We start from the raw sequence: 21,003 nt of genomic DNA on the forward strand, positions 1-21,003 counted from the left end.
TGGGATCACAATCTATTGAAAATGAACAACCTAAAGGTGAAATGTTTTTGTTAAAATGTGATTTTTTTTAACAGCCATTGCGTGCGTACAGCATGCTCCAACACCCCCCAATGAATATCCAAAAGGAAATGGTCCGGTCGCAATCCGACCGAAGGTCATGGCAACTTTGGCCGCAAATCGAGACTGTCAGCCTCCCAAGAAACTCTTACGAACCTCGGGATCGGCCAGCAGTTCCTTGCCCGTTCCGGTATAAGCATTGCGCCCCTGGACCAACACATAACCCTTGTCCGCGATCTCCAGCGCCTGGCGGGCATTCTGTTCGACCATCAGGATCGGAAGCCCGGTGCGGGAAACCTCGATAATCCGATCGAACAGCTCATCCATCACGATGGGCGAGACACCTGCGGTCGGTTCGTCCAGCATCAAAACTTTGGGCTGCGTCATCAACGCGCGGCCCACCGCGACCTGTTGGCGTTGGCCGCCCGACAGCTCTCCGGCCGCCTGATTGCGTTTGTCACGCAGGATGGGAAACAGGTCATAGACCTGCTCCATCGTCTGGCTGATGTCGTCGCGGCGGATGAACGCGCCCATTTCAAGGTTTTCCTCAACCGTCATCGACGTGAAAATATTGTGGGTTTGCGGCACAAAGCCCATGCCCTTGATTACACGGTCCTGCGGCGAAAGATTGGTGATGTCTTCACCATCTAGCCGCACAGCGCCCGAGCGCACGTCCAGCATCCCGAATACGGCTTTCATCGCAGTGGATTTGCCAGCACCATTCGGGCCGACAATGACAGCAATCTCACCTGCATCAACCGCAATGGTGCAGTCATGCAAAATATCCGGCCCCTTGCCATAACCACCGGTCATGGCGTCGCCGATCAGGAAGGGGCCACCGCTGACCTTGCGGGTCTCACCACTAGTAGGGTGCGCAGGAGTCATTGTACCAGCGCCTTGGGCGTTGGTGATCGTAGCGTCCTTGTTGCCGTGGTCATCCTGGTAGGGGTTGTCACTCATGCCCCTGCCTCCAGCTTGTCTTTGTTCTTCAGCCCGGTGCCCAAATACGCCTCGATCACGTGTTCGTTGGCTTTGATCTCGTCCAGAGTACCTTCGGCCAACACCTTGCCTTCAGCCATACAGATGACCGGGTCGCAAATTTTGCCAATGAAATCCATGTCGTGCTCGATGACCACGAAGGTATAGCCGCGTTCCTTGTTCAGGCGCAGGATCGTATCCGCGATGGTCATCAGCAGGGTGCGGTTCACACCCGCGCCCACCTCGTCCAGAAACACGATCTTGGCGTCGACCATCATGGTGCGGCCAAGTTCCAGCAACTTTTTTTGCCCGCCAGAGACCTGACCCGCCTTGTGGTCAGCCAGATGTTCGATGGTTAGAAACTCCAGAACTTCGTCGGCCTTGGCTTTCAACGCGCGTTCTTCATCAGCGATGCGTTTGCGTCCAAACCAAGTGTTCCAAAGTGATTCCCCCGATTGCGCGCCGGGAACCATCATCAGATTCTCGCGACAGGTCATCGATGAGAACTCGTGCGCGATCTGGAACGTGCGCAACAGACCCTTGTGAAACAACTCATGCGGGGGCAGGCCGGTGATATCCTCACCATCCATGATGACCTTGCCACTTGTCGGTGGCAAAACGCCCGCGATCACGTTGAACAGAGTGGTCTTGCCCGCCCCGTTTGGGCCGATCAGGCCGGTGATTGAGCCTTTCTTGATCTCCAGCGAGGCGCCATCCACCGCGTGGAAGCCGCTAAAATGCTTGTGCACGTCCTCAACGACGATCATGGTTTTCCCTTGCCTTATCCCCGAAAACAGAGGTGCAGCCTTTTGTCACCGAAACAGCCCGGACACAAGGCCCGGGCTGTCAGGTTTTGCTTTGCGAAGCTATGAATTAACGGTAGTTGACCGTCTTCATTTCGCCATCAATGACTTCGATTTCGCGGTAAGAGCCAGCGCTCTCACCGGGTCCGATCAGCTCAACGCCGGACGCACCGACATAGTCGATCTCTTGACCTGCGGCGAGCAGTTCCAGACCTTTTGCCAGCTCGCCCGGATAGATCTTTTCACCGGGTTCGTTGGCAACGTCCATGATCTTGCTGCCATAGTCAGCCGGGCTGCTGGAACCTGCGGCCTGCATGGCCAAAAGGAACAACGCTGCGGCATCATAGGATTCGGGTACGAAGATCGACGAGCCATCAAATCCTTCTGCTTCGGCCATTGCATAGAAAGCGTCCGCAGCTTCGCTTTTCGACCCAGGAGCCTGGCCATAAGATCCGTCCAGATCGGGGCCGACGTTTTGGGGCAGCGAGTCGCCAATCATGCCACCCGGCAAGCCGAATGTGTCAAACGCGCCGCTGTCCAACGAGGATTGAATGATGCCCAGACCGCCTTGGTCCAGATAGCCTGCAACAACCAAAATGTCGCCGCCCGCCGAGGCCAAAGCACCAACTTCGGCCGAATAGTCTGCTTTGCCGTCTTCATGCGCGGCCACGATGGTCACTTCACCGCCCTTTGCTTCGAAGGACGACTTGATCGCCTCGGACAGGCCTTTGCCGTAATCGTTGTTGGTGTAAGTCAGAGCGATGGAATTGACCCCACGTTCTGTCAGGATCTCAGCCATGATTTCACCCTCACGCGCGTCCGAGGGCGAGGTACGGAAGAACAGGCCGTTATCTTCCATCACCGACAGGCCCGGCGAGGTTGCCGATGGCGAGATCATGACCATGCCATTCGGCACGGCGACGTTTTGCAGAATCGCACCGGTCACGCCCGAGCAGTCGCCGCCGACAAGGCCGTTGATGCCTTCGGCAACCAGACGTTCGGCGTTTGCCGTAGCCAGCGCGTTGTCGGCGCAGCCAGTGTCGGCGCGAACGGGTGTAACGGTGGACCCGTCAAGCAGCTTACCCGAATCCGAGACTTCTTTCATCGCCAGTTCAGCGCCGGATGCCATTGCAGGCGAAAGTGATTCAATCGGGCCGGTAAAACCGAACATAATGCCCATCTTGACATCTTCGGCCATGGCGGTGCCGGCCAGCAAAGCGGTTGCTGCGGTTGCTGTAAGCAGCTTTTTCATGAGGTTACTCCCTGAAGTGGTCTTCAATCTGGGCACGACCCTAGGCAAGCTTTCGAGAAATGAAAAGTCCTAACGAAAAAGTGTCTTTGCGTGTCGGCGCTCTATCTAGTCTGATAGCTGGATGCAGTGGCTGAGCAGGACCGTTAAAAGGTGGAGGACAAGAGTGTTCCGGGCATTTTTCATGGTAGTTTTTACGTGGTCTGGCACCGCGTGGGCCGGAAATTTAACGACCTCGCAAGGCATTGTCGACGTCACCGAAATGGTGGCAGGGCTTGATACACCTTGGGCCATTGGAGTTCTGCCGGAAGGTGGCTTTTTGGTGACGGAACGCGATGGAACGCTACTGTATGTCCAAAATGGCAGGACTCAACGCGTTTCTGGTGCACCCAATGTTGTGGCCAATGGACAAGGAGGACTGTTGGATGTCACCATTGCCCGAGACTTTCCTCATACACGAGAGATCTTCCTGACTTTTTCGAAACGACAACGGGGCGGCGCAGGGACTGCGCTTGCGGTTGCGCGGTTGTCTGAAACTGGTGACAAACTTACAAATCTCAGAGTGATCTTCGAGGCCAATCCGGGAGGATCAGGAGGCCGCCATATCGGCTCGCGCGTGGTTGAGGCTGTGGATGGAACGCTGTTTCTAACAATCGGGGATCGAGGAGATCGACCCAAGGCGCAGGACAGGTCCAATCACATGGGGTCGGTGATCCGCATTAACCGTGACGGCTCGGTTCCCAGCGACAATCCCTTTGTTCAGGTAGATGGAGTTCGCCCCGAAATCTGGTCCTATGGTCACCGCAATCCTCAGGGGGCCGCATTGGATTCGCGCGGTCGGCTTTGGATCTCAGAGCATGGGGCACGAGGCGGGGATGAGGTCAACCTGGTTCAATCTGGCCGGAACTATGGCTGGCCGATCATTTCCTATGGAACGCATTATTCGGGGCAAAAGATCGGTGAGGGCACCCATAAACCCGGAATGGAACAGCCCAAGTATTATTGGGACCCATCCATCGCGCCTTCGGGGCTACTGGTGTATTCCGGCAAGCTGTGGCCAGAGTGGAAGGGCGACATCTTTGTCGGATCGCTGAAATTCGATTACATCGCACGCCTTGAGGGTTCACCGCTGAGAGAGGTTGAACAAATCAAGGGGCCAGAAACCGAACGGGTTCGAGATATTGTCGAAGCTCCTGATGGGGCGATCTGGTTCATATCAGTCGGGCAGGGGGCGATTTATAGGATGACCCCTGCCAGATAGGCCCAATTCAAACAGACAACCGATCGCCCTGTGCGCCGCGCTCACGATAAGGCGTGGTGTTGTAATGCGCACGATAGCATTTCGAGAAATGCGATGGGCTGGCAAAACCGCAGGCGAGGGCAACGTTGATCACGCTCATATCTGTTTGCATCAACAAGTTGCGCGCTTTGTGCAGGCGTAACTCCATGTAATATCGCTTGGGCGACCGGCTGAGATAACGGCGGAACAGCCGTTCGAGCTGCCGCGTCGACATGCCGACATCTTTGGCGAGGATCGAAGGCGAGATCGGCTCTTCGATGTTCTTTTCCATCATCAGGATGACTTGGCTTAGCTTGGGGTGACGCACGCCAATCCGGGTGGGGGTTGACAGGCGTTGCGTATCCTGATCGGTGCGGATCGAGGAATAGATCATCTGATCTGCCACCGCATTCGCGAGGTCTTCGCCATAGTCATCAGCAATGATCTTCAGCATCAAGTCGATGGATGAAGTCCCACCTGCCGTAGTCATTCGATTGCCGTCGATCTGGAACACGGATTTGGTCAGCTCAACCTCGTCAAACTCTTCAATAAAGCTGTCAGAGTTTTCCCAGTGAATCGTCGCACGCTTGCCGTCCATCAAACCAGCTTTGGAAAGGGTGTAGGCGGCCGTACACAAACCGCCGATACGAAGACCCCGGCGCGCCTCGCGGCGAACCCAGTTCAGGATTTTCTTGGTCGTCGCGGTCTGAACGTCGACACCGCCGCAAATCAGGACCACATCGTCTCGCTGGAGCTCGATCAAGTCCGCATCCAGCGTGAATGTTGTTCCCGCCGAACAGGTGACGGCTTCGCCGCCTTCGCCTATAAGTGTCCAGGAATACAGTTTTTTATCGGCCATGCGATTGGCGATCCGCAAACTGTCCAGTGCGGATGCAAACGAAAGCAATGAGAATTTGTCCAATAGGACAAATACGAAATTGCGAGGGTTGGTCCCCGTGTTTTCCACCGTGACAACTTGGCGTTGCTCTTTCATGGCGAATTGTCCTTGATTCGTTGGCCGCTGTACGATCACAGCGGGTATTGTAGCAGACACCATGCTCAAAGCTTGTTTGCGGCGTCAAGGGGCGCAAATCGTATATGGTCAGTCTTCATTGCATTTTGTATAGAGGCAACCTGAATACTTCAGCGGAGATCAAAGCTATGACTGAATGGCAAAAAACGAACTGGCGCAACAAGCCACGGGTTCAGATGCCAGACTATACCGACGCGGTCGCGCTGGCCAAAGTCGAGGCGCAGCTTTCGCAGTATCCCCCGCTGGTCTTTGCGGGCGAAGCACGGCGTCTCAAGCAACATCTGGGTGCCGCCGGTCGCGGCGAGGCCTTCCTGTTGCAGGGCGGGGATTGTGCTGAAAGTTTTGAACAATTCAGTGCGGATGCGATCCGCGATACGTTCAAGGTGATGCTGCAGATGGCGATGGTTCTGACCTATGGTGCCAAGGTGCCGGTGGTCAAGGTTGGCCGTATGGCGGGACAGTTTGCCAAGCCGCGCAGCGCCCCGACCGAGGTGGTGGATGGCATCGAGCTACCCAGCTACCGTGGTGACATCATCAACGAGCTTGCCTTTACACCTGAAGCGCGCATTCCGAATCCTGGTAAGATGCTGCAGGCCTACACTCAGGCGGCTGCAACCCTGAACTTGCTGCGCGCCTTCTCGACTGGCGGTTTCGCCGATATGAGCATGGTGCATTCCTGGACTTTGGGCTTCACAGATGAACAGGACGTGCAGAAATACTCAGAAATCGCAGATCGCATTCAGGACACCATCGATTTCATGGGTGCGGCCGGAATCACAGCGGACACAACGCATGAATTCTCGACCGTGGAGTTCTACACCAGCCATGAAAGCCTGCTGCTGGAATACGAAGAGGCGCTGACCCGTCTTGATTCGACTTCTGGCAACTGGCTGGCCGGTTCGGGCCACATGATCTGGATCGGCGACCGCACCCGTCAGCCGGACGGTGCGCATGTAGAATTCTGCCGCGGCGTTTTAAACCCGATTGGTCTGAAATGTGGTCCGACGACCACGCCAGAAGACCTCAAGGTTCTGATGTCCAAGTTGAACCCCGAAAACGAAGAAGGGCGTCTGACCCTGATTGCGCGTTTCGGCGCGGGCAAGGCGGGTGAGCATCTGCCGCGTCTGGTCAAGGCCGTCAAGGAAGAGGGCGCCAAGGTAACATGGGTCTGCGACCCGATGCACGGTAACACGATCAAATCGGCGACCGGGTATAAAACCCGTCCGTTTGATTCAGTCCTGCGCGAGGTGCGTGACTTCTTTGGTGTGCATCAGGCCGAAGGCACCATTCCCGGCGGCGTGCATTTCGAGATGACCGGTCTGGACGTCACCGAATGCACCGGTGGTGTACGGGCGGTCACCGAAGAAGACCTTTCGGATCGTTACCACACTGCCTGCGACCCGCGTTTGAATGCATCGCAGTCGCTGGAATTGGCCTTCCTCGTGGCCGAAGAGCTGACCAATCTGCGCCGTGACCGCAACAAGCGGGCTGCCAGCTAAGGTTTAGAAACATAGCACTGGAACAAGGCGGGCTAATATGACCCGCCTTTTTCTTTCTCAGTCGTCGCGGGATGCGACCAGACGTAAATGGGATCCCGGTCGCTTGAATTCTCTTTGATCTTCGGCAAATTCGGCTGAGACCTGAAGGCTTTGTTCCTGCGGGGTCTGAATATCGGACACCGGGCGCACCCGCGTATCCGGAACAGTGAACCGGCGCGGGGTTGCGCCGACCACGCCATCGCTGACCAGCACACCCAGCACTCGGCTGATGTCCCCTAGGTCACTTTTCAAAGGCAATAGGATCATGCGAGCCTGTAACCGTGTCCGGCCCAGCTTGCCCGCGGAAATCATGCCAAGTTCTGCAACGGCAGGGCGCGAGAACACTTGTTCCAAGACGTCAGAGACTTGCGTGCGAGCGCTTGGTTCAAAGAATGCAGTCAAAGGCATACCGCGCACCTCCATGCCTGCCAACTTGCTCAAATGGCTGCCGGCCAAACGGAATCGCGCCAGACCTGGAGCGATACGTTCTAGAATGAAGGTACATTCCAATATATTCTCAAGCCCACGGGGGTCGACTTGCGAACGCATGGGCACGCTGTCGCCTGTGAGCAAAGCGGTCCAATACGCTTCGGCTTGACGAAGGGGCGATAGACTGCGCCCGCTGGCAAAACGATCCATTGTGACGATCTTTCCAATGTTTGACCCGGAACCGTTCCCGAAAAAGGTTTTCATTTTCATCACCCTAGCGCCAGTTGATCGCGATTTATCTAAAATGCCAGATATCGGGTCCATCCTTTACCGAACAGTTCTGACCAAGCTCAAATTGACACGGGTTGAGTCAATTTTGGAGGAATTCTTTAATGAATGGTTAACTTCTGAGTTGCGGTCGCAAACTCAGCAAGCTCTTGCCCTGCGCCTGCCGATGGCTTTAGGTGCAGCAGACGAGCAGACAAGGACAGCCACCATGATCAGATCCATGACCGGTTTCGCCTCGGGCAAAGGGGCGTTCGGACCTCATAGCTGGACGTGGGAATTGCGCAGCGTGAACGGTAAGGGGTTGGACATGCGTCTGCGCGTACCGGATTGGTTGACCGGGCTGGAAGCGGCACTGCGCGGCCAGATGTCCAAGGCGCTGTCGCGTGGAAACGTCACTTTGTCCTTGAGGCTAAACCGCGATGAGACCGCCCCTGATCTGGTTTTGAATGAAGCCGCGATGGCGGCGGCGTTAACTGCACTTGCAAGAACTCAGGATTTGGCTGCCGTACACGGTGTGACGCTGGCGCCGTCGACTGCGTCCGAAATGATCGCCCTTAAGGGAATGTTGGAAGCGGGCAGCGACGTAGATGATCCCGCGCCGCTGGTCGGTGAGTTGACGAATGAGTTTGCCGATCTGTTGGCCGCATTCATTGAGATGCGCGAGTCCGAAGGACAAGCTTTGGCGGAAATACTCGATGGTCAGCTTAAGCAGGTTTCTGCCCTGACTGCGCAAGCCGCGGAACTGGCCGAACAGCGCAAGGAAAAGACCGCTGAAACACTGCGCGAAAACCTCGCGCGGGTGTTGGAAAATGCGCAGGGTGCTGATCCTGACCGTGTGGCACAGGAATTGGCGTTGATCGCGGTGAAATCGGACATTACCGAGGAAATCGATCGCCTGAAGGCTCATGTCGCGGCAGCACGTGATCTGCTTTCGCAAGACGCAGCCGTAGGACGCAAGCTGGATTTTCTGATGCAGGAATTCAACCGCGAGGCCAACACACTGTGCTCCAAAGCGCAAAGCGTAGAACTGACTTCGGTGGGGCTTGAGTTGAAGGCCATAATTGATCAGATGCGCGAGCAAGTGCAAAACGTAGAATGACTATGGGAACAGCAGACATGGCAGATCGCCGCGGCCTACTTATCATCCTTTCTTCGCCTTCCGGTGCAGGGAAATCCACCTTGGCGCGCCGGTTGATGGCCTGGGATGAAGGTCTGGAGTTTTCGATCTCGGCCACAACCCGCGCGCCGCGTCCGGGCGAGGAACATGGGCGGGAATATTATTTTCTGTCCGAGGAAGACTTTAAACAACAGGTTGCCGAAGGGCAGATGCTGGAACACGCACACGTCTTTGGCAATTTCTACGGTTCTCCGGCCGGACCGGTGCGAGAGTCGATCAATGCAGGCCGCGATGTTCTGTTTGACGTTGACTGGCAGGGCGAGGTTCAGATTCGCAACTCGGATCTGGGCAAGCACGCGCTGTCGATCTTCATCCTACCGCCTTCGATCCCAGAACTGCGACGCCGTCTTGAGTCCCGTGGTCAAGACAGCGAGGACGTGATCGCCAGGCGAATGCTGAAAAGCTGGGATGAAATCAGCCATTGGGGCTACTACGACTATGTATTGGTAAATGACGATCTGGATTCAACCGAAGAGAAGCTGAAAACCATCGTCAGTGCCGAACGGATGCGCCGCATTCAGCAGCCAAATCTGCAAAACCACGTTCGAACTCTGCAGAACGAATTCGAGGGGCTGTCATGACCATCTACGCCTTGGGAGAACACGCGCCTGTAATCCACGAAGACACCTGGATCGCGCCCGATGCCAACCTGATCGGCAAGGTCGTGCTAGAGCAGGGGGCCTCGGTTTGGTTCGGCTGCACCATTCGTGCAGATCACGAAGAGATTCGGGTGGGCGAGGGCAGCAACGTGCAGGAAGACTGCATCATGCATATCGACGCCGGGTACCCTCTGACCATCGGTAAAAACTGTACGATCGGGCACAAAGTGATGCTGCATGGATGCACGATTGGCGAGAATACTTTGATCGGCATGGGCGCCATCGTTTTGAATGGCGCAAAGATTGGAAAGAATTGCCTGATTGGAGCAGGTGCCTTGATCACCGAGGGCAAAGAAATCCCTGACAATTCTCTGGTTATGGGCTCGCCGGGTAAGGTCGTGCGTCAAATGGATGAGGCCGGGGCTCAAAAGATTACGCTTAGTGCACTTCATTACCAACAGAATATGCGCCGGTTTCGCGACGAGCTAAAGCCTGTGTCTTAACGCGCCCCGAAAGACCAACAGAATGCCCGAGAATCTGCTATCCGAATTTGTCGCGGCCATTCCAATGCCCGCGTTGATGGTCGATCAGACAGAACGGATCATCGCCGCCAATTCCGACGCAAAAACTCTGTTGGCTCAGAATATCGAAGGTCGCCATTTCGCAACCATCCTGCGGCAACCGCAGGTTATTGAGGCGATTGAGCAATGCTTGCGTACAAAAGGATCAGCGAAAACGCGTCACCTCTCAAACGATGGTGCACAAGACACAACCTTCAAGGTCGAGTGCCGATATATGAACGGTGTCGGAGCTGTGTGCGGTGGCGCGATGCTGGCAACCTTTCAGGACGTCACGCATTTGGAGCAGGCCAGCCAGATGCGGCGGGATTTCGTAGCGAACGTGAGCCATGAGTTGCGCACCCCCCTGACTGCATTGATGGGGTTTATCGAAACGCTACGCGGCCCGGCCCGCGATGACGTCAATGCGCGAGAGCGTTTTCTTCAGATCATGACCGACGAAGCCAATCGTATGAACCGCTTGGTTGGGGATCTTCTGTCGCTGAACCGGGTTGAAAGCGAAGAACGCGTACGCCCGAAAGCACAGGTTGAACTGACCGGGCTTTTACGATCCACGCTGAACTCACTGCGTCCTCTGGCCGAAGATGGGGATGTTGAGTTGTCACTGACGGCGCCCGAAGATCCGGTTTCACTTGCTGGTGACAGCGATCAACTGCGCCAGGTGTTCACCAATTTGATCGAGAATGGGATCAAGTACGGTGGCAGTGGCGGCAGTGTAGAGGTGCGGGTTATGTCCTCGGAACGCGATTCTGCCATGAGGGGGCCGGCCGTGCGGGTTCAGGTTATTGATAGGGGGCCGGGCATCGATTCAGTGCATCTGCCGCGCCTGACCGAGCGCTTTTACCGGGCCGACAGCCACAGATCACGGCAGTTGGGCGGTACCGGCCTGGGCCTTGCGATTGTGAAACATATCATCAATCGCCATCGCGGTCGTTTGCGGGTGGAAAGTGAACTGGGCAAAGGTACGACGTTTACGGTGATTTTGCCGCTTTAAACCCGGCGGATGGCAAGTCGCCTTGAGCAATGTAAATTTTGCATGTCTGCTTTTCGCCGTGTAACCCCAGATTTTCGCCAACTGTCATAAAGCTGTTACAAACCTGTCACAAAAGGCTTACGCACGGCTCTTAGAGGTACGCGCAAGATCATCATGGGGATGATCACAGATTACAATTTTCAAGGAGACTGAAATGTCCTTTGTAAAACTGTCGGCTTCTGCGCTGGCAATCACTGCCATCTCGGCGACTACTGCTGCAGCTCGTGACAACGTTCAGGTTGCCGGTTCGTCGACCGTTCTACCTTATGCCTCGATTGTTGCCGAACTGTTCGGTGAAAACACCGATTTCCCAACACCGGTTGTGGAATCAGGCGGTTCGTCGGCTGGTCTGAAGCGTTTCTGCCAAGGCGTTGGTGAAAACACCATCGACGTTGCAAACGCATCCCGCGCGATCCGTGAAAAAGAAATCAAAGCATGCGCCGAAAACGGCGTGACTGACATCATGGAAGTCCGCATCGGTTATGACGGCATCGTTTTCGCAAGCCAGCAGTCGGGTCCTGCCTTCAACGCATTCGAGCCTTCGGACATTTTCAATGCTCTGGGTGCTAAGGTTCTGAAAGACGGCGCAATCGTCGACAACCCATATAACACTTGGGCGGAATTCAACGCTGATCTGCCTGACGTTGAAATCGCAGGCTTTATCCCGGGCACCAAGCACGGTACCCGTGAAGTATTCGAAGAAAAAGTTCTGCTGATCGGGTGTGAGGCGACCGGCGCCATGGAAGCGATGATCGCTGGCGGCATGAGCGAAGACGATGCAGAAGATGCCTGCCTGAACGTTCGCACGGACGGTAAATCGGTCGATATTGACGGTGACTACACCGAGACACTGGCGCGCATCGACACCAACCCGAACGGTATCGGCGTCTTTGGTCTGGCGTTCTACGAGAACAACACCGACAAGCTGAAAGTTGCGACCATGTCCGGTATTGCTCCGTCGACCGAGACCATCTCGACCGGTGAGTATCCTGTTTCACGCCCGCTTTTCTTCTACATCAAGAAAGCCCACATCGGCGTGATCCCCGGTCTGAAAGAGTACGCTCAGTTCTTTACCCATGATGATATTGCCGGTCCTTCGGGCCCGCTGGCCAACTATGGTCTGGTTGCCGATCCTGAGCTGGCAAATACTCAGGACGCAATTGCCAACGAAGTAACCATGGGTTCGGGCAGCTAAGTCCGGCATGTTTCGAAATGCGAGGGGGCGGCCTTTTGGGGTCGCCCCCATGCTAGTTTGAATTCTCAATCGAGACCGCGAGGGTGTCATGCCAATTCTTTGGCTCTTTCTGATCGTAGCTGCCATATCGGCAGTGGGGTATGTGTTGGGGCGGTCACGTGCGCTGCAAAGCGCTGGTGGCGACATCCGTGGCTTGCATTCGTTGCCAAACTTTTATGGCGCGAATGTTGCTCTGAAAACCGTGGTGCCTGCATTTGGTCTTTTGATCCTTTGGCTGCTGGTGCAGCCGCTTTATATAAACTCGCAGGTGTCGGGCATGATCCCGGATACTGCCATCAAGGATGGGTCGTCACGCAGCCTAGTTATGGCCGAGGTGCGCCGCACCGCTGCCGGGTTGGAAGCAGCCGTGGCGCAGGGGCAGTTGCCTGAGCAGGTCGCACGCAACGCGAATGCTGATATTGCCACAGTCACGCAAGGCCTCAAGGACGCCGGTCAGGTGGTCACCTCAGAGATTACGCAACCCATTCTAAATGCTGCACAAAGCTATATTGGCATGAATGCCACTGGCCACAGCGTGATGTCCATTGCCGTGATTTTGCTGGCGCTGGCGGGGGCCGCGATAAGTTGGTGGCAAACCCACGCAGAGTACCGTGCGCGCAATGTTGTTGAGCAAGGCGTCCGCCTACTTTTGTTTGCGGCCGCATCCATTGCCATTCTCACCACGGTCGGCATTGTTCTTTCGCTTGTTTTCAACACGTGGGAATTCTTCAAGCTCTATCCCGCAACCGATTTCTTTTTTGGCACCACATGGTCGCCCAGTTTCTCTGGTCGCGGTGGGTCTTCCCAACTTGGGATTATCCCATTGCTGTGGGGTACTTTCTATATCTCGATCGTGGCCCTTTTGGTGGCCGTTCCAATTGGATTGTTCGCGGCGATCTATCTAAGTGAATACGCGTCGCCGCGCGTGCGCGCTGTAGCCAAGCCTTTGCTGGAAATCCTCGCCGGTATTCCGACCATCGTATATGGCCTGTTTGCATTGCTAACCGTCGGGCCGCTTTTGTTGGGCGTCTTTGGTGACAGCGGTCTGGGTTGGATGAAAGCGGGTACGGCAGTAATGACCGCGGGCCTTGTCATGGGCATCATGCTCATCCCGTTTGTCTCATCGCTGTCAGACGACATTATCAACGCCGTGCCGCAAGCCATGCGGGACGGGTCCTACGGTTTGGGCGCCACTCAGTCAGAAACTATCCGTCAGGTGGTTCTACCTGCGGCGCTGCCGGGGATCGTTGGTGCGATCCTTCTGGCGGCCTCACGCGCCATCGGTGAAACCATGATTGTGGTACTGGGCGCGGGCGCCGCAGCACGTCTGAGCCTTAACCCGTTCGAAGCCATGACAACCGTCACAGCAAAAATCGTAAGCCAGCTGACGGGTGACGCTGACTTTGCGTCGCCCGAAGCGCTTGTCGCCTTCGCGCTTGGAATGACACTTTTCATCCTCACGCTGGGGCTTAATGTCTTTGCCCTTTACATCGTGCGCAAGTATCGGGAGCAGTACGAATGACCGACGCAAGCATGCAAACCCCGGAAACGGGCCGTCACTCGGTCTCCCTTACTGCGTCGGATGAACGTACGCGCAAGCGGGCCAAGGCCGAAAAACGGTTCCGGATGTATGGAATAATCGCAATCGCAACCGGTCTGTTCTTTTTGTTGGTGCTGTTTGCATCAATCCTGAAAGAAGGAATCCCTGCATTCACTCGAACCGTGGTGAGCGTGGACTTCACGTTGACCGAGCAACAACGTGAGGCAGCCGAAGGTGAATTGTTCAAGACCAAAGCCTACGCAAACCTGTTCATTGCTGCGCTCAAAAATGAACTGGATGAGCGCGATCTGGAGGCAGAAGTAGATAACGCAGCGATCGAGCGCCTTCTGGGTAAGGTTGGCGGAACGATCCGCGAGTTCTACAGCCAGAATCCGGGCAAGCTGGGGGAACCGATCGAGTTTGATCTGGCGGCGTCCAGCCGTGTTGACGGGTACTTCAAGGGCCGCGTATCTCGGGACACTCTTCAAGATAGTCGCTTTCTACAGTTAAGCGATCTTGATCTCGTGGATGCCCTGACAGAGGCGGGCATCATCAAACAGGCCTTTAACTGGCCGTTCATCACAGGTGCGGATTCGGGTGTGGACAACCCCGGCGGCGCTGGTATCGGCGCGTCGGTTGTTGGGTCGTTTTTCATGATGCTGGTGGTTCTGGGCCTGTCGTTGCCGATTGGCGTGGCTGCATCGATCTATCTGGAAGAATTTGCGCCACAGAACAAGTTTACCGATCTGATCGAGGTCAATATATCGAATCTAGCCGCTGTGCCTTCCATCGTATTCGGTATCCTAGGTCTGGCCGTATTCATCCAGTTCATGCATCTGCCGCAATCTGCGCCGCTGGTTGGTGGATTGGTTCTGACGCTGATGACTCTGCCGACGATCATCATCTCGACCCGCGCGTCCCTAAAGGCGGTTCCGCCGTCGATCCGCGATGCTGCGCTGGGGGTAGGGGCCTCGAAGATGCAGGCGGTATTCCACCATGTTCTGCCGCTGGCTGCACCGGGCATCTTGACCGGAACCATCATTGGTCTGGCCCAGGCGCTGGGTGAAACGGCACCACTGCTTCTGATCGGTATGGTCGGATTTGTCGCCCGAGGTTACCCGGACGGATTCATTGCTGGATTTACCGAGCCGAACTCGGCAATGCCAGCACAGATCTATACTTGGGCCGCCCGTGCGGATGTCGGCTTCTATGAAAAAGCATGGGGCGGCATTATTATTCTTCTGATGTTCCTGTTGACCATGAATATCATCGCAATCATCCTGCGTCGCCGCTTTGAACGCCGCTGGTAATGAGGGGCACTACAATGAACGACATGTCGCGAGTGGAGAGACAAGTGGACACCAAGAAAATCAAGTTGGAGTGCCGTGACTGCCAAGTTTACTACGGCGACACTCATGCCATCAAAGATGTGAATGTCGATATCGAGGATAAGACTGTCACCGCCTTCATCGGCCCGTCCGGTTGTGGCAAGTCGACATTCCTGCGCTGTTTAAACCGGATGAATGACACCATCGACATTGCACGTGTTCAAGGGTCGTTCAAACTGGATGGCGAAGACATTTATGACAAGCGGGTTGATCCCGTTCAGCTGCGCGCCAAGGTGGGCATGGTGTTCCAGAAGCCGAACCCTTTCCCCAAGTCGATCTATGATAACGTTGCCTACGGGCCGCGAATCCACGGTCTTGCCAAGAACAAGGCAGAGCTGGATGAGATCGTTGAGAAATCCCTGCGCCGCGGCGCAATCTGGGATGAGGTCAAGGATCGTCTGGATGCGCCCGGCACCGGATTGTCGGGCGGTCAGCAACAGCGCCTGTGCATCGCCCGCGCCGTTGCGACCGAGCCCGAGGTTCTGTTGATGGACGAACCGTGCTCGGCCTTGGACCCGATTGCTACAGCACAGGTAGAGGAGCTGATCGACGAGCTGCGCTCGCGCTATTCGGTGGTGATCGTGACCCACTCGATGCAGCAGGCCGCACGCGTAAGCCAGAAAACCGCCTTCTTCCACCTCGGGAACCTGGTCGAATTTGGAGAGACCGGGCAGATTTTCACCAACCCCGAAGATCCCCGCACGGAAAGTTACATTACTGGCCGGATCGGCTGAGTACAGGTATATAGATATGAGCGAACAACATATTGCATCTGCTTTCGACCGGGACCTTGAGACCATTCAAGCCCATATCATGAAGATGGGCGGGCTGGTTGAAGCCGCCATCACGAACTCGGCCCATTCGCTGGTAACACGCGACGAAGAACTGGCCCAACAAGTGCGCCAGGGCGACAAGGCTATCGACGCGCTGGAAGAGTTGATCGACGAAGAAACCGCCCGACTAATCGCATTACGCGCACCAACCGCCAGCGATTTGCGTCTGGTCCTGTCCGTGCTGAAAGTGTCCGGCAACCTTGAACGGATTGGCGATTACTCCAAGAACATCGCCAAGCGGACAACGGTGCTGGTCAATGCGGGCGAGATCAACGGAAGCGCCGCCGCGCTGCGCCGAATGGCGCGCGAGGTCGAGCGGATGCTGCGCGACGCTTTGGATGCTTACATTCAACGCGACGCAGAACTCGCCACGGATGTCATCAATCGTGATGAGGAAGTGGACCAAATGTATAACGGTCTGTTCCGTGAATTCCTGACCTTTATGGCCGAGGACCCACGCAACATTTCGTCTTGTATGCACCTGCATTTCATCGCCAAGAACATCGAGCGAATGGGCGATCACGTCACTGCGATTGCTGAGCAGGTTGTCTATCTTGTGACCGGAGAGCGCCCGACCGAAGCTAGACCGAAAGCGGATATTACGTCGCATACCCCTCAGGAGATCTGACCAATGTCTGCGGATCAGCCCACCGTTCTGGTCGTTGAAGATGAACCGGCACAGCGCGAGGTACTGGCCTATAACCTCGAAGCGGAAGGGTTCCGCGTGTCCAAGGCCGGCAGCGGTGATGAGGCCATGCTGTTGGTCGATGAAGAACACCCTGACATAATCGTTCTGGATTGGATGATGCCGAACCTTAGCGGTATCGAGGTCTGCCGACGTCTGAAATTGCGCCCGGATACCCGCTCGATCCCGATCATTATGCTGTCAGCTCGCACCGAAGAAGTCGACAAGGTGCGTGGCCTTGAAACCGGCGCCGATGATTATGTGGTCAAGCCGTATTCAGTCGTGGAATTGATGGCGCGGGTCCGCGCTCAGTTGCGGCGGGTGCGCCCGGCGACCGTCGGGTTGAAACTGGAATTTGACGACATCATTCTGGACTCGGAAACGCACAAGGTCAGCAGGGGAAGTAAACCGTTAAAGCTGGGGCCGACCGAGTTTCGTCTTCTTAGTACCTTCATGGAAAAACCAGGCCGCGTCTGGAGCCGTGAGCAGTTGCTTGACCGGGTTTGGGGGCGCGATATCTATGTCGATACGCGCACGGTGGATGTTCATATCGGCCGCTTGCGCAAGGCGCTCACTCAGCACGGCGGTGAAGACCCGGTACGCACAGTGCGGGGTGCAGGTTACGCACTGGGATAGTTTCGGGGCAGGGGTATGAGTTTTGCTCATAGCAAGTTGCAAAACTCTTACTGTCTTTTGTGATTTTACCGGGTTAGTTTGCGTCGAAACAGACTACGCGGAGAAGCACCATGAACGCCCCTGACGCCAAGCCAGCGCTGCGAGCCAAGGATGCGCCCGACATGGGCAATTTTGCGTGGGATGATCCGTTCCGACTGTCCGATCAGCTGACTGAAGATGAACGCATGATCGAGGCCAGCGCCCGCGCGTATTCGCAGGAGAAGTTGCAAACTCGTGTAACGGATGCGTTTCAGAACGAAGAAACCGATCCTGAGATTTTCCGCGAAATGGGCGAAATGGGTTTGCTGGGAACCACGATCCCCGAGGAATACGGCGGGCTTGGGGCAGGGTACGTGTCCTACGGTCTGGTGGCACGTGAAGTAGAGCGCGTAGATTCCGGATATCGTTCGATGATGTCGGTGCAAAGCTCTCTGGTGATGTATCCTATTTATGCCTACGGAACCGAGGAACAACGTCGGAAATATCTACCAAAACTGGCTAGCGGTGAATGGATCGGCTGTTTTGGCCTGACCGAAGCAGATGCGGGCTCGGATCCTGCCGGCATGAAAACCCGCGCCGAGAAGATCGACGGCGGTTACCGGTTAACCGGCAGTAAGATGTGGATTTCGAACGCACCAATTGCGGATGTGTTTGTAGTCTGGGCCAAATCCGACGCACATGACGGAAAGATCCGTGGCTTTGTTTTGGATAAAGGTCTCAAGGGACTGAGCGCTCCGAAAATTCAGAACAAGTTGAGCCTTAGGGCATCGATCACCGGCGAAATCGTTCTGGACGGCGTCGAGGTCGATGAAAGCGCCTTGCTGCCGCATGTTCAGGGCCTGAAAGGCCCGTTTGGTTGTCTAAACCGGGCGCGGTATGGGATTAGCTGGGGCGTAATGGGGGCCGCCGAGTCTTGCTGGCATTCTGCGCGTCAGTATGGTCTGGATCGGAAACAGTTCAATCGGCCTCTGGCGCAGACACAGCTTTATCAACGTAAACTGGCGGATATGCAGACTGAGATTGCCTTGGGGCTTCAGGCAAGCTTGCGTGTAGGTCGGCTGATGGACGACGCTGAAGCCGCGCCTGAAATGATTTCGCTCGTTAAACGAAATAACTGTGGCAAGGCGTTAGACATTGCTCGGATGGCGCGTGACATGCACGGCGGCAATGGTATTTCGCTGGAGTTTCACGTCATTCGTCACATGATCAACCTGGAGACGGTAAACACTTATGAAGGCACGCATGACGTTCATGCCTTGATATTGGGGCGGGCGCAAACCGAATTGCAGGCGTTCTATTAACGCGCACAAATGTTCGTGTAATTGGTATTATGGTAAATAAAGAGTGTTGGCAAAGCTTTAAATGTTGAGCTTTGCCAATATCTTGCGCCGCCATCCTCATTTTTGTGTATATGTCTAATGGCGCGTCTTTCGCATGAGACCTTCTTGAGCTACGGACGCAACCAGAGTACCGTTTTCCGCGTAGATTGATCCTCGGTTAAAGTTGCGTCCATGTCCGCTCCAAGGAGAATCCATCGAGTAAAGGTGCCAGTTTGCAAGATTTACCGGTTCGTGAAACCACAGCGCGTGGTCTAGGCTGGCGCCATTTACCTCTCCGGTAAACCAACTAAGACCATGCGGTCGCATTCCCGACAGCATCAGATACATATCGGATGCGTAAGCCAAAATCAGTTGCTGTGTCACAGCGTCGGCTTCGGAGGCTGCTTTCATTCGAAACCATATCTGGTTGTGGTCATTCGATTTTTCAGGCTTGAAAGGATTCAGGTGATTCACTTCGCGAACTTCGATTGGCCGTTCGCGCAACAGTTCCCCGTGTAGTTTTTCCGGGACCAGTTCTACATATTTCTTTCTTAAATCCTCACGGGCCGGATAAAACTCCGGAGCTTTTGAATGTGGCATGGCGTGTTGGTGATCCCAGCCTTCATCCTGAACATGAAATGATGCGGACATATTGAGGATTTGCTTTCCATGCTGGATTGCAACAACGCGCCGAGTTGTCAGGGAACCTCCATCTCGCGCTCTATCAACTTGATAAATCACAGGAATAGCCGGATCTCCGGCTCGAATGAAGTATGCGTGCAATGAATGGCACATACGGCCTTCAACAGTTCGATACGCCGCAGCCAAAGCCTGAGCGATAACTTGGCCGCCAAAAATACGTGTCGGGGTTTCGCCCCCCGATCCCGTACCACGAAACAGGTCCACTTCAAGCCTTTCGATGTCCAAGAGGTCCAGTAGGATACGTTCTGCTTCAGTCATTGACGGCCTCCAATTGTCTTCTCGGGTTGGGGTAGCAGCACTTAACGCGTCATTCATTCATGGCCCCAAGGACAAGCGCTTTTAGTTCCGCACGTGAAGGATAAGAACTGGATGGGGATAATTGCGTGAAAAAGACCGCGGTTAGATCATTTACTCGGTCGATCCAGAAAAAGGTGGACGCCATACCGCCCCAACTAAAATCTCCCAGTGAGCCTGGAACGCGGGTTCTGCCCGGGTTTATAACGACAGCGCCACCCAAACCGAAACCTGTGCCTTCCATCGGTTGTTCGGCGAAACTATTAGGTCCCATCGAAGCAATATCGCCGGGTAAGTGGTTGCTAAGCATGTAATCTATGGTTTTAGACCCTAATAAACGGTGTCCTTTGCCCTGCCCCCGGTTCCGCAGCATCTCGGCAAAACAAGAGAAGTCATCGATGGTGCTGACCAATCCGCCACCACCCGAAAATGTAGAGGCCTTTTCAAAGGGCGACTTTCCGGCCTGATCAACAAGCCGAAGTGTATCGCCCCCGGTCTTTGCCGCATTCAGGGCCATCGCGTCGCCTGCCAGAGGCGTGTAAAGAGAGGCGAGCCGATCCCCTGCCCCAGACGGCACAGAAAACCCTGTTTCCTGTATCCCGAGGGGCTCGAAAATCTCCTTCGCGAAAAACTCGTCCAGTGTCTTGCCTGAGACGATTTCGATCACACGCCCAAGGACATCTATTGCGACTGAGTATTCCCACCGTGTGCCCGGTTGAAACGCCAGAGGTAATCGCGACAAATCCAAAACTCGATTTTCCAACAGGCCCTGGTCTGGTCTGAAGATCAGGTCTTGTTCGTCCATCGCTGCAGGTAAAATCCCCGGATTGAAAGGATAGCTGAGTCCGCTGGTATGTGTCAGTAACTCATGCAGCGTGGGCGTCGGTGCAGGTTCGGTTTGATCCAAACGCTGTGCGCCGGGAACCAATGCCTGCATATTGGCAAACTCTGGAATGAATTCTGATAGTTGCGCGTCGAGATGAAACAAGCCTCGCTCGACCAGCATCATCAACGCGACGGTGGTGACAGGCTTGGTCATCGAATAGATACGCGCAATCGTGTCACGCTGAAATGGTAAATTGTTTTCTATGCTTCTCTGACCGCAGGAATGGAAATACACCTCGGACCCATGGTGTTTCACCAATAACGAGCTGCCCGCGTATTTTCGTTCATCGACATATCGCTGCATCCAGTCGGAAATGCGGGTCAGGCGCGCAGGATCAAACTTAGCCATCTGTAGTCAGCCCCTTGTAAATCAATCGGATTTTGCGAGTTTGCGCACTGAATTAACA

At 55.2% G+C, this 21,003-nt stretch carries 20 protein-coding genes; 13 read left to right on the forward strand and 7 right to left on the reverse strand.

The window, feature by feature from the left end:
• Window positions 1-186: 186 nt before the first annotated feature.
• The 3 genes from GOW93_RS00560 to GOW93_RS00570 all read right to left on the reverse strand — a co-directional run bounded on the left by GOW93_RS00560 (window position 187) and on the right by GOW93_RS00570 (window position 3,090).
• Window positions 187-1,017, reverse strand: a complete 831-nt coding sequence (locus tag GOW93_RS00560) for an ABC transporter ATP-binding protein (protein WP_170381123.1) — start codon at window positions 1,015-1,017, stop codon at window positions 187-189.
• Complete coding sequence (locus GOW93_RS00565; RefSeq protein ID WP_170381124.1) at window positions 1,014-1,802, reverse strand: ABC transporter ATP-binding protein; 789 nt, start codon at window positions 1,800-1,802, stop codon at window positions 1,014-1,016. The genes GOW93_RS00560 and GOW93_RS00565 overlap by 4 nt, the downstream gene beginning before the upstream one ends.
• 106 nt (window positions 1,803-1,908) lie before the next feature.
• Window positions 1,909-3,090, reverse strand: coding sequence for an ABC transporter substrate-binding protein (locus tag GOW93_RS00570; RefSeq protein WP_170381125.1), 1,182 nt, complete (start codon window positions 3,088-3,090; stop codon window positions 1,909-1,911).
• 181 nt (window positions 3,091-3,271) lie between these two features.
• Between GOW93_RS00570 and GOW93_RS00575 the strand changes: the two genes are divergently transcribed.
• Complete coding sequence (locus GOW93_RS00575) at window positions 3,272-4,348, forward strand: PQQ-dependent sugar dehydrogenase (protein WP_170381126.1); 1,077 nt, start codon at window positions 3,272-3,274, stop codon at window positions 4,346-4,348.
• A 7-nt stretch (window positions 4,349-4,355) separates the two neighbouring features.
• Here the strand turns inward: GOW93_RS00575 and GOW93_RS00580 are convergent, their stop codons facing one another.
• Complete coding sequence (locus tag GOW93_RS00580) at window positions 4,356-5,360, reverse strand: GlxA family transcriptional regulator (RefSeq protein ID WP_170381127.1); 1,005 nt, start codon at window positions 5,358-5,360, stop codon at window positions 4,356-4,358.
• A gap of 167 nt (window positions 5,361-5,527) precedes the next feature.
• Between GOW93_RS00580 and GOW93_RS00585 the strand changes: the two genes are divergently transcribed.
• Window positions 5,528-6,898, forward strand: a complete 1,371-nt coding sequence (locus GOW93_RS00585) for a class II 3-deoxy-7-phosphoheptulonate synthase (protein WP_170381128.1) — start codon at window positions 5,528-5,530, stop codon at window positions 6,896-6,898.
• Between the two features lie 57 nt (window positions 6,899-6,955).
• Here the strand turns inward: GOW93_RS00585 and GOW93_RS00590 are convergent, their stop codons facing one another.
• Window positions 6,956-7,630: a PAS domain-containing protein gene (locus GOW93_RS00590; protein WP_170381129.1), complete on the reverse strand. Its 675-nt coding sequence runs from the start codon at window positions 7,628-7,630 to the stop codon at window positions 6,956-6,958.
• A 232-nt stretch (window positions 7,631-7,862) separates the two neighbouring features.
• Between GOW93_RS00590 and GOW93_RS00595 the strand changes: the two genes are divergently transcribed.
• The 11 genes from GOW93_RS00595 to GOW93_RS00645 all read left to right on the forward strand — a co-directional run bounded on the left by GOW93_RS00595 (window position 7,863) and on the right by GOW93_RS00645 (window position 18,697).
• Window positions 7,863-8,753 carry a YicC/YloC family endoribonuclease gene (locus GOW93_RS00595; RefSeq protein ID WP_170381130.1) on the forward strand — a complete coding sequence of 297 codons (891 nt, stop codon included), beginning with the start codon at window positions 7,863-7,865 and terminating at the stop codon, window positions 8,751-8,753.
• A gap of 17 nt (window positions 8,754-8,770) precedes the next feature.
• Window positions 8,771-9,412: a guanylate kinase gene (gene gmk, locus GOW93_RS00600; RefSeq protein WP_170381131.1), complete on the forward strand. Its 642-nt coding sequence runs from the start codon at window positions 8,771-8,773 to the stop codon at window positions 9,410-9,412.
• Window positions 9,409-9,933, forward strand: coding sequence for a gamma carbonic anhydrase family protein (locus tag GOW93_RS00605; protein WP_170381132.1), 525 nt, complete (start codon window positions 9,409-9,411; stop codon window positions 9,931-9,933). Before gmk ends, GOW93_RS00605 begins: the two co-directional genes overlap by 4 nt.
• Before the next feature lie 22 nt (window positions 9,934-9,955).
• A complete protein-coding gene (locus GOW93_RS00610; protein WP_170381133.1) occupies window positions 9,956-11,002 on the forward strand; it encodes a sensor histidine kinase in 1,047 nt (348 codons plus the stop codon).
• Between the two features lie 193 nt (window positions 11,003-11,195).
• Window positions 11,196-12,236, forward strand: a complete 1,041-nt coding sequence (locus tag GOW93_RS00615) for a substrate-binding domain-containing protein (RefSeq protein ID WP_170381134.1) — start codon at window positions 11,196-11,198, stop codon at window positions 12,234-12,236.
• 88 nt (window positions 12,237-12,324) lie between these two features.
• The gene (pstC, locus tag GOW93_RS00620; RefSeq protein ID WP_170381135.1) at window positions 12,325-13,797 is read left to right on the forward strand and encodes a phosphate ABC transporter permease subunit PstC; all 1,473 of its coding nucleotides are present in this window, start codon (window positions 12,325-12,327) and stop codon (window positions 13,795-13,797) included.
• Window positions 13,794-15,125 carry a phosphate ABC transporter permease PstA gene (gene pstA / locus GOW93_RS00625; RefSeq protein WP_170381136.1) on the forward strand — a complete coding sequence of 444 codons (1,332 nt, stop codon included), beginning with the start codon at window positions 13,794-13,796 and terminating at the stop codon, window positions 15,123-15,125. The genes pstC and pstA overlap by 4 nt, the downstream gene beginning before the upstream one ends.
• 14 nt (window positions 15,126-15,139) lie before the next feature.
• Window positions 15,140-15,937 (forward strand): phosphate ABC transporter ATP-binding protein PstB, encoded by a 798-nt coding sequence (gene pstB / locus GOW93_RS00630; RefSeq protein WP_302476989.1) that lies wholly within the window; start codon window positions 15,140-15,142, stop codon window positions 15,935-15,937.
• Between the two features lie 16 nt (window positions 15,938-15,953).
• Window positions 15,954-16,664: a phosphate signaling complex protein PhoU gene (gene phoU / locus GOW93_RS00635; protein WP_170381138.1), complete on the forward strand. Its 711-nt coding sequence runs from the start codon at window positions 15,954-15,956 to the stop codon at window positions 16,662-16,664.
• 3 nt (window positions 16,665-16,667) lie between these two features.
• Window positions 16,668-17,357 carry a phosphate regulon transcriptional regulator PhoB gene (phoB, locus tag GOW93_RS00640; RefSeq protein WP_170381139.1) on the forward strand — a complete coding sequence of 230 codons (690 nt, stop codon included), beginning with the start codon at window positions 16,668-16,670 and terminating at the stop codon, window positions 17,355-17,357.
• 110 nt (window positions 17,358-17,467) lie between these two features.
• Window positions 17,468-18,697: an acyl-CoA dehydrogenase gene (locus tag GOW93_RS00645; RefSeq protein ID WP_170381140.1), complete on the forward strand. Its 1,230-nt coding sequence runs from the start codon at window positions 17,468-17,470 to the stop codon at window positions 18,695-18,697.
• Between the two features lie 114 nt (window positions 18,698-18,811).
• On the opposite strand, the gene GOW93_RS00650 is transcribed toward GOW93_RS00645, so the two are convergent.
• A complete protein-coding gene (locus GOW93_RS00650; protein ID WP_170381141.1) occupies window positions 18,812-19,675 on the reverse strand; it encodes an acyl-CoA thioesterase in 864 nt (287 codons plus the stop codon).
• Between the two features lie 49 nt (window positions 19,676-19,724).
• On the reverse strand, window positions 19,725-20,945 hold the full coding sequence (locus tag GOW93_RS00655) for a serine hydrolase domain-containing protein (protein WP_170381142.1): 1,221 nt from the start codon (window positions 20,943-20,945) through the stop codon (window positions 19,725-19,727).
• Window positions 20,946-21,003 lie beyond the last annotated feature (58 nt).

It is taken from the genome of Ruegeria atlantica (assembly GCF_013032455.1).
In the GTDB taxonomy this organism is placed as follows: Bacteria; Pseudomonadota; Alphaproteobacteria; order Rhodobacterales; family Rhodobacteraceae; genus Ruegeria; species Ruegeria atlantica_B.

Excerpts from the sequence above, each read along its gene's own strand:
- pstC (WP_170381135.1), top strand. The coding sequence starts at position 12,325 with ATGCCAATTCTTTGGCTCTTTCTGATCGTAGCTGCCATATCGGCAGTG.
- GOW93_RS00655 (WP_170381142.1), bottom strand. The coding sequence starts at position 20,945 with ATGGCTAAGTTTGATCCTGCGCGCCTGACCCGCATTTCCGACTGGATG.
- GOW93_RS00595 (WP_170381130.1), top strand. The coding sequence starts at position 7,863 with ATGATCAGATCCATGACCGGTTTCGCCTCGGGCAAAGGGGCGTTCGGA.
- GOW93_RS00645 (WP_170381140.1), top strand. The coding sequence starts at position 17,468 with ATGAACGCCCCTGACGCCAAGCCAGCGCTGCGAGCCAAGGATGCGCCC.
- GOW93_RS00570 (WP_170381125.1), bottom strand. The coding sequence starts at position 3,090 with ATGAAAAAGCTGCTTACAGCAACCGCAGCAACCGCTTTGCTGGCCGGC.
- pstA (WP_170381136.1), top strand. The coding sequence starts at position 13,794 with ATGACCGACGCAAGCATGCAAACCCCGGAAACGGGCCGTCACTCGGTC.
- GOW93_RS00610 (WP_170381133.1), top strand. The coding sequence starts at position 9,956 with ATGCCCGAGAATCTGCTATCCGAATTTGTCGCGGCCATTCCAATGCCC.
- GOW93_RS00650 (WP_170381141.1), bottom strand. The coding sequence starts at position 19,675 with ATGACTGAAGCAGAACGTATCCTACTGGACCTCTTGGACATCGAAAGG.
- GOW93_RS00580 (WP_170381127.1), bottom strand. The coding sequence starts at position 5,360 with ATGAAAGAGCAACGCCAAGTTGTCACGGTGGAAAACACGGGGACCAAC.
- GOW93_RS00565 (WP_170381124.1), bottom strand. The coding sequence starts at position 1,802 with ATGATCGTCGTTGAGGACGTGCACAAGCATTTTAGCGGCTTCCACGCG.
- GOW93_RS00585 (WP_170381128.1), top strand. The coding sequence starts at position 5,528 with ATGACTGAATGGCAAAAAACGAACTGGCGCAACAAGCCACGGGTTCAG.
- GOW93_RS00575 (WP_170381126.1), top strand. The coding sequence starts at position 3,272 with ATGGTAGTTTTTACGTGGTCTGGCACCGCGTGGGCCGGAAATTTAACG.
- GOW93_RS00605 (WP_170381132.1), top strand. The coding sequence starts at position 9,409 with ATGACCATCTACGCCTTGGGAGAACACGCGCCTGTAATCCACGAAGAC.
- pstB (WP_302476989.1), top strand. The coding sequence starts at position 15,140 with ATGAACGACATGTCGCGAGTGGAGAGACAAGTGGACACCAAGAAAATC.
- phoB (WP_170381139.1), top strand. The coding sequence starts at position 16,668 with ATGTCTGCGGATCAGCCCACCGTTCTGGTCGTTGAAGATGAACCGGCA.
- gmk (WP_170381131.1), top strand. The coding sequence starts at position 8,771 with ATGGCAGATCGCCGCGGCCTACTTATCATCCTTTCTTCGCCTTCCGGT.
- GOW93_RS00615 (WP_170381134.1), top strand. The coding sequence starts at position 11,196 with ATGTCCTTTGTAAAACTGTCGGCTTCTGCGCTGGCAATCACTGCCATC.
- phoU (WP_170381138.1), top strand. The coding sequence starts at position 15,954 with ATGAGCGAACAACATATTGCATCTGCTTTCGACCGGGACCTTGAGACC.
- GOW93_RS00560 (WP_170381123.1), bottom strand. The coding sequence starts at position 1,017 with ATGAGTGACAACCCCTACCAGGATGACCACGGCAACAAGGACGCTACG.
- GOW93_RS00590 (WP_170381129.1), bottom strand. The coding sequence starts at position 7,630 with ATGAAAACCTTTTTCGGGAACGGTTCCGGGTCAAACATTGGAAAGATC.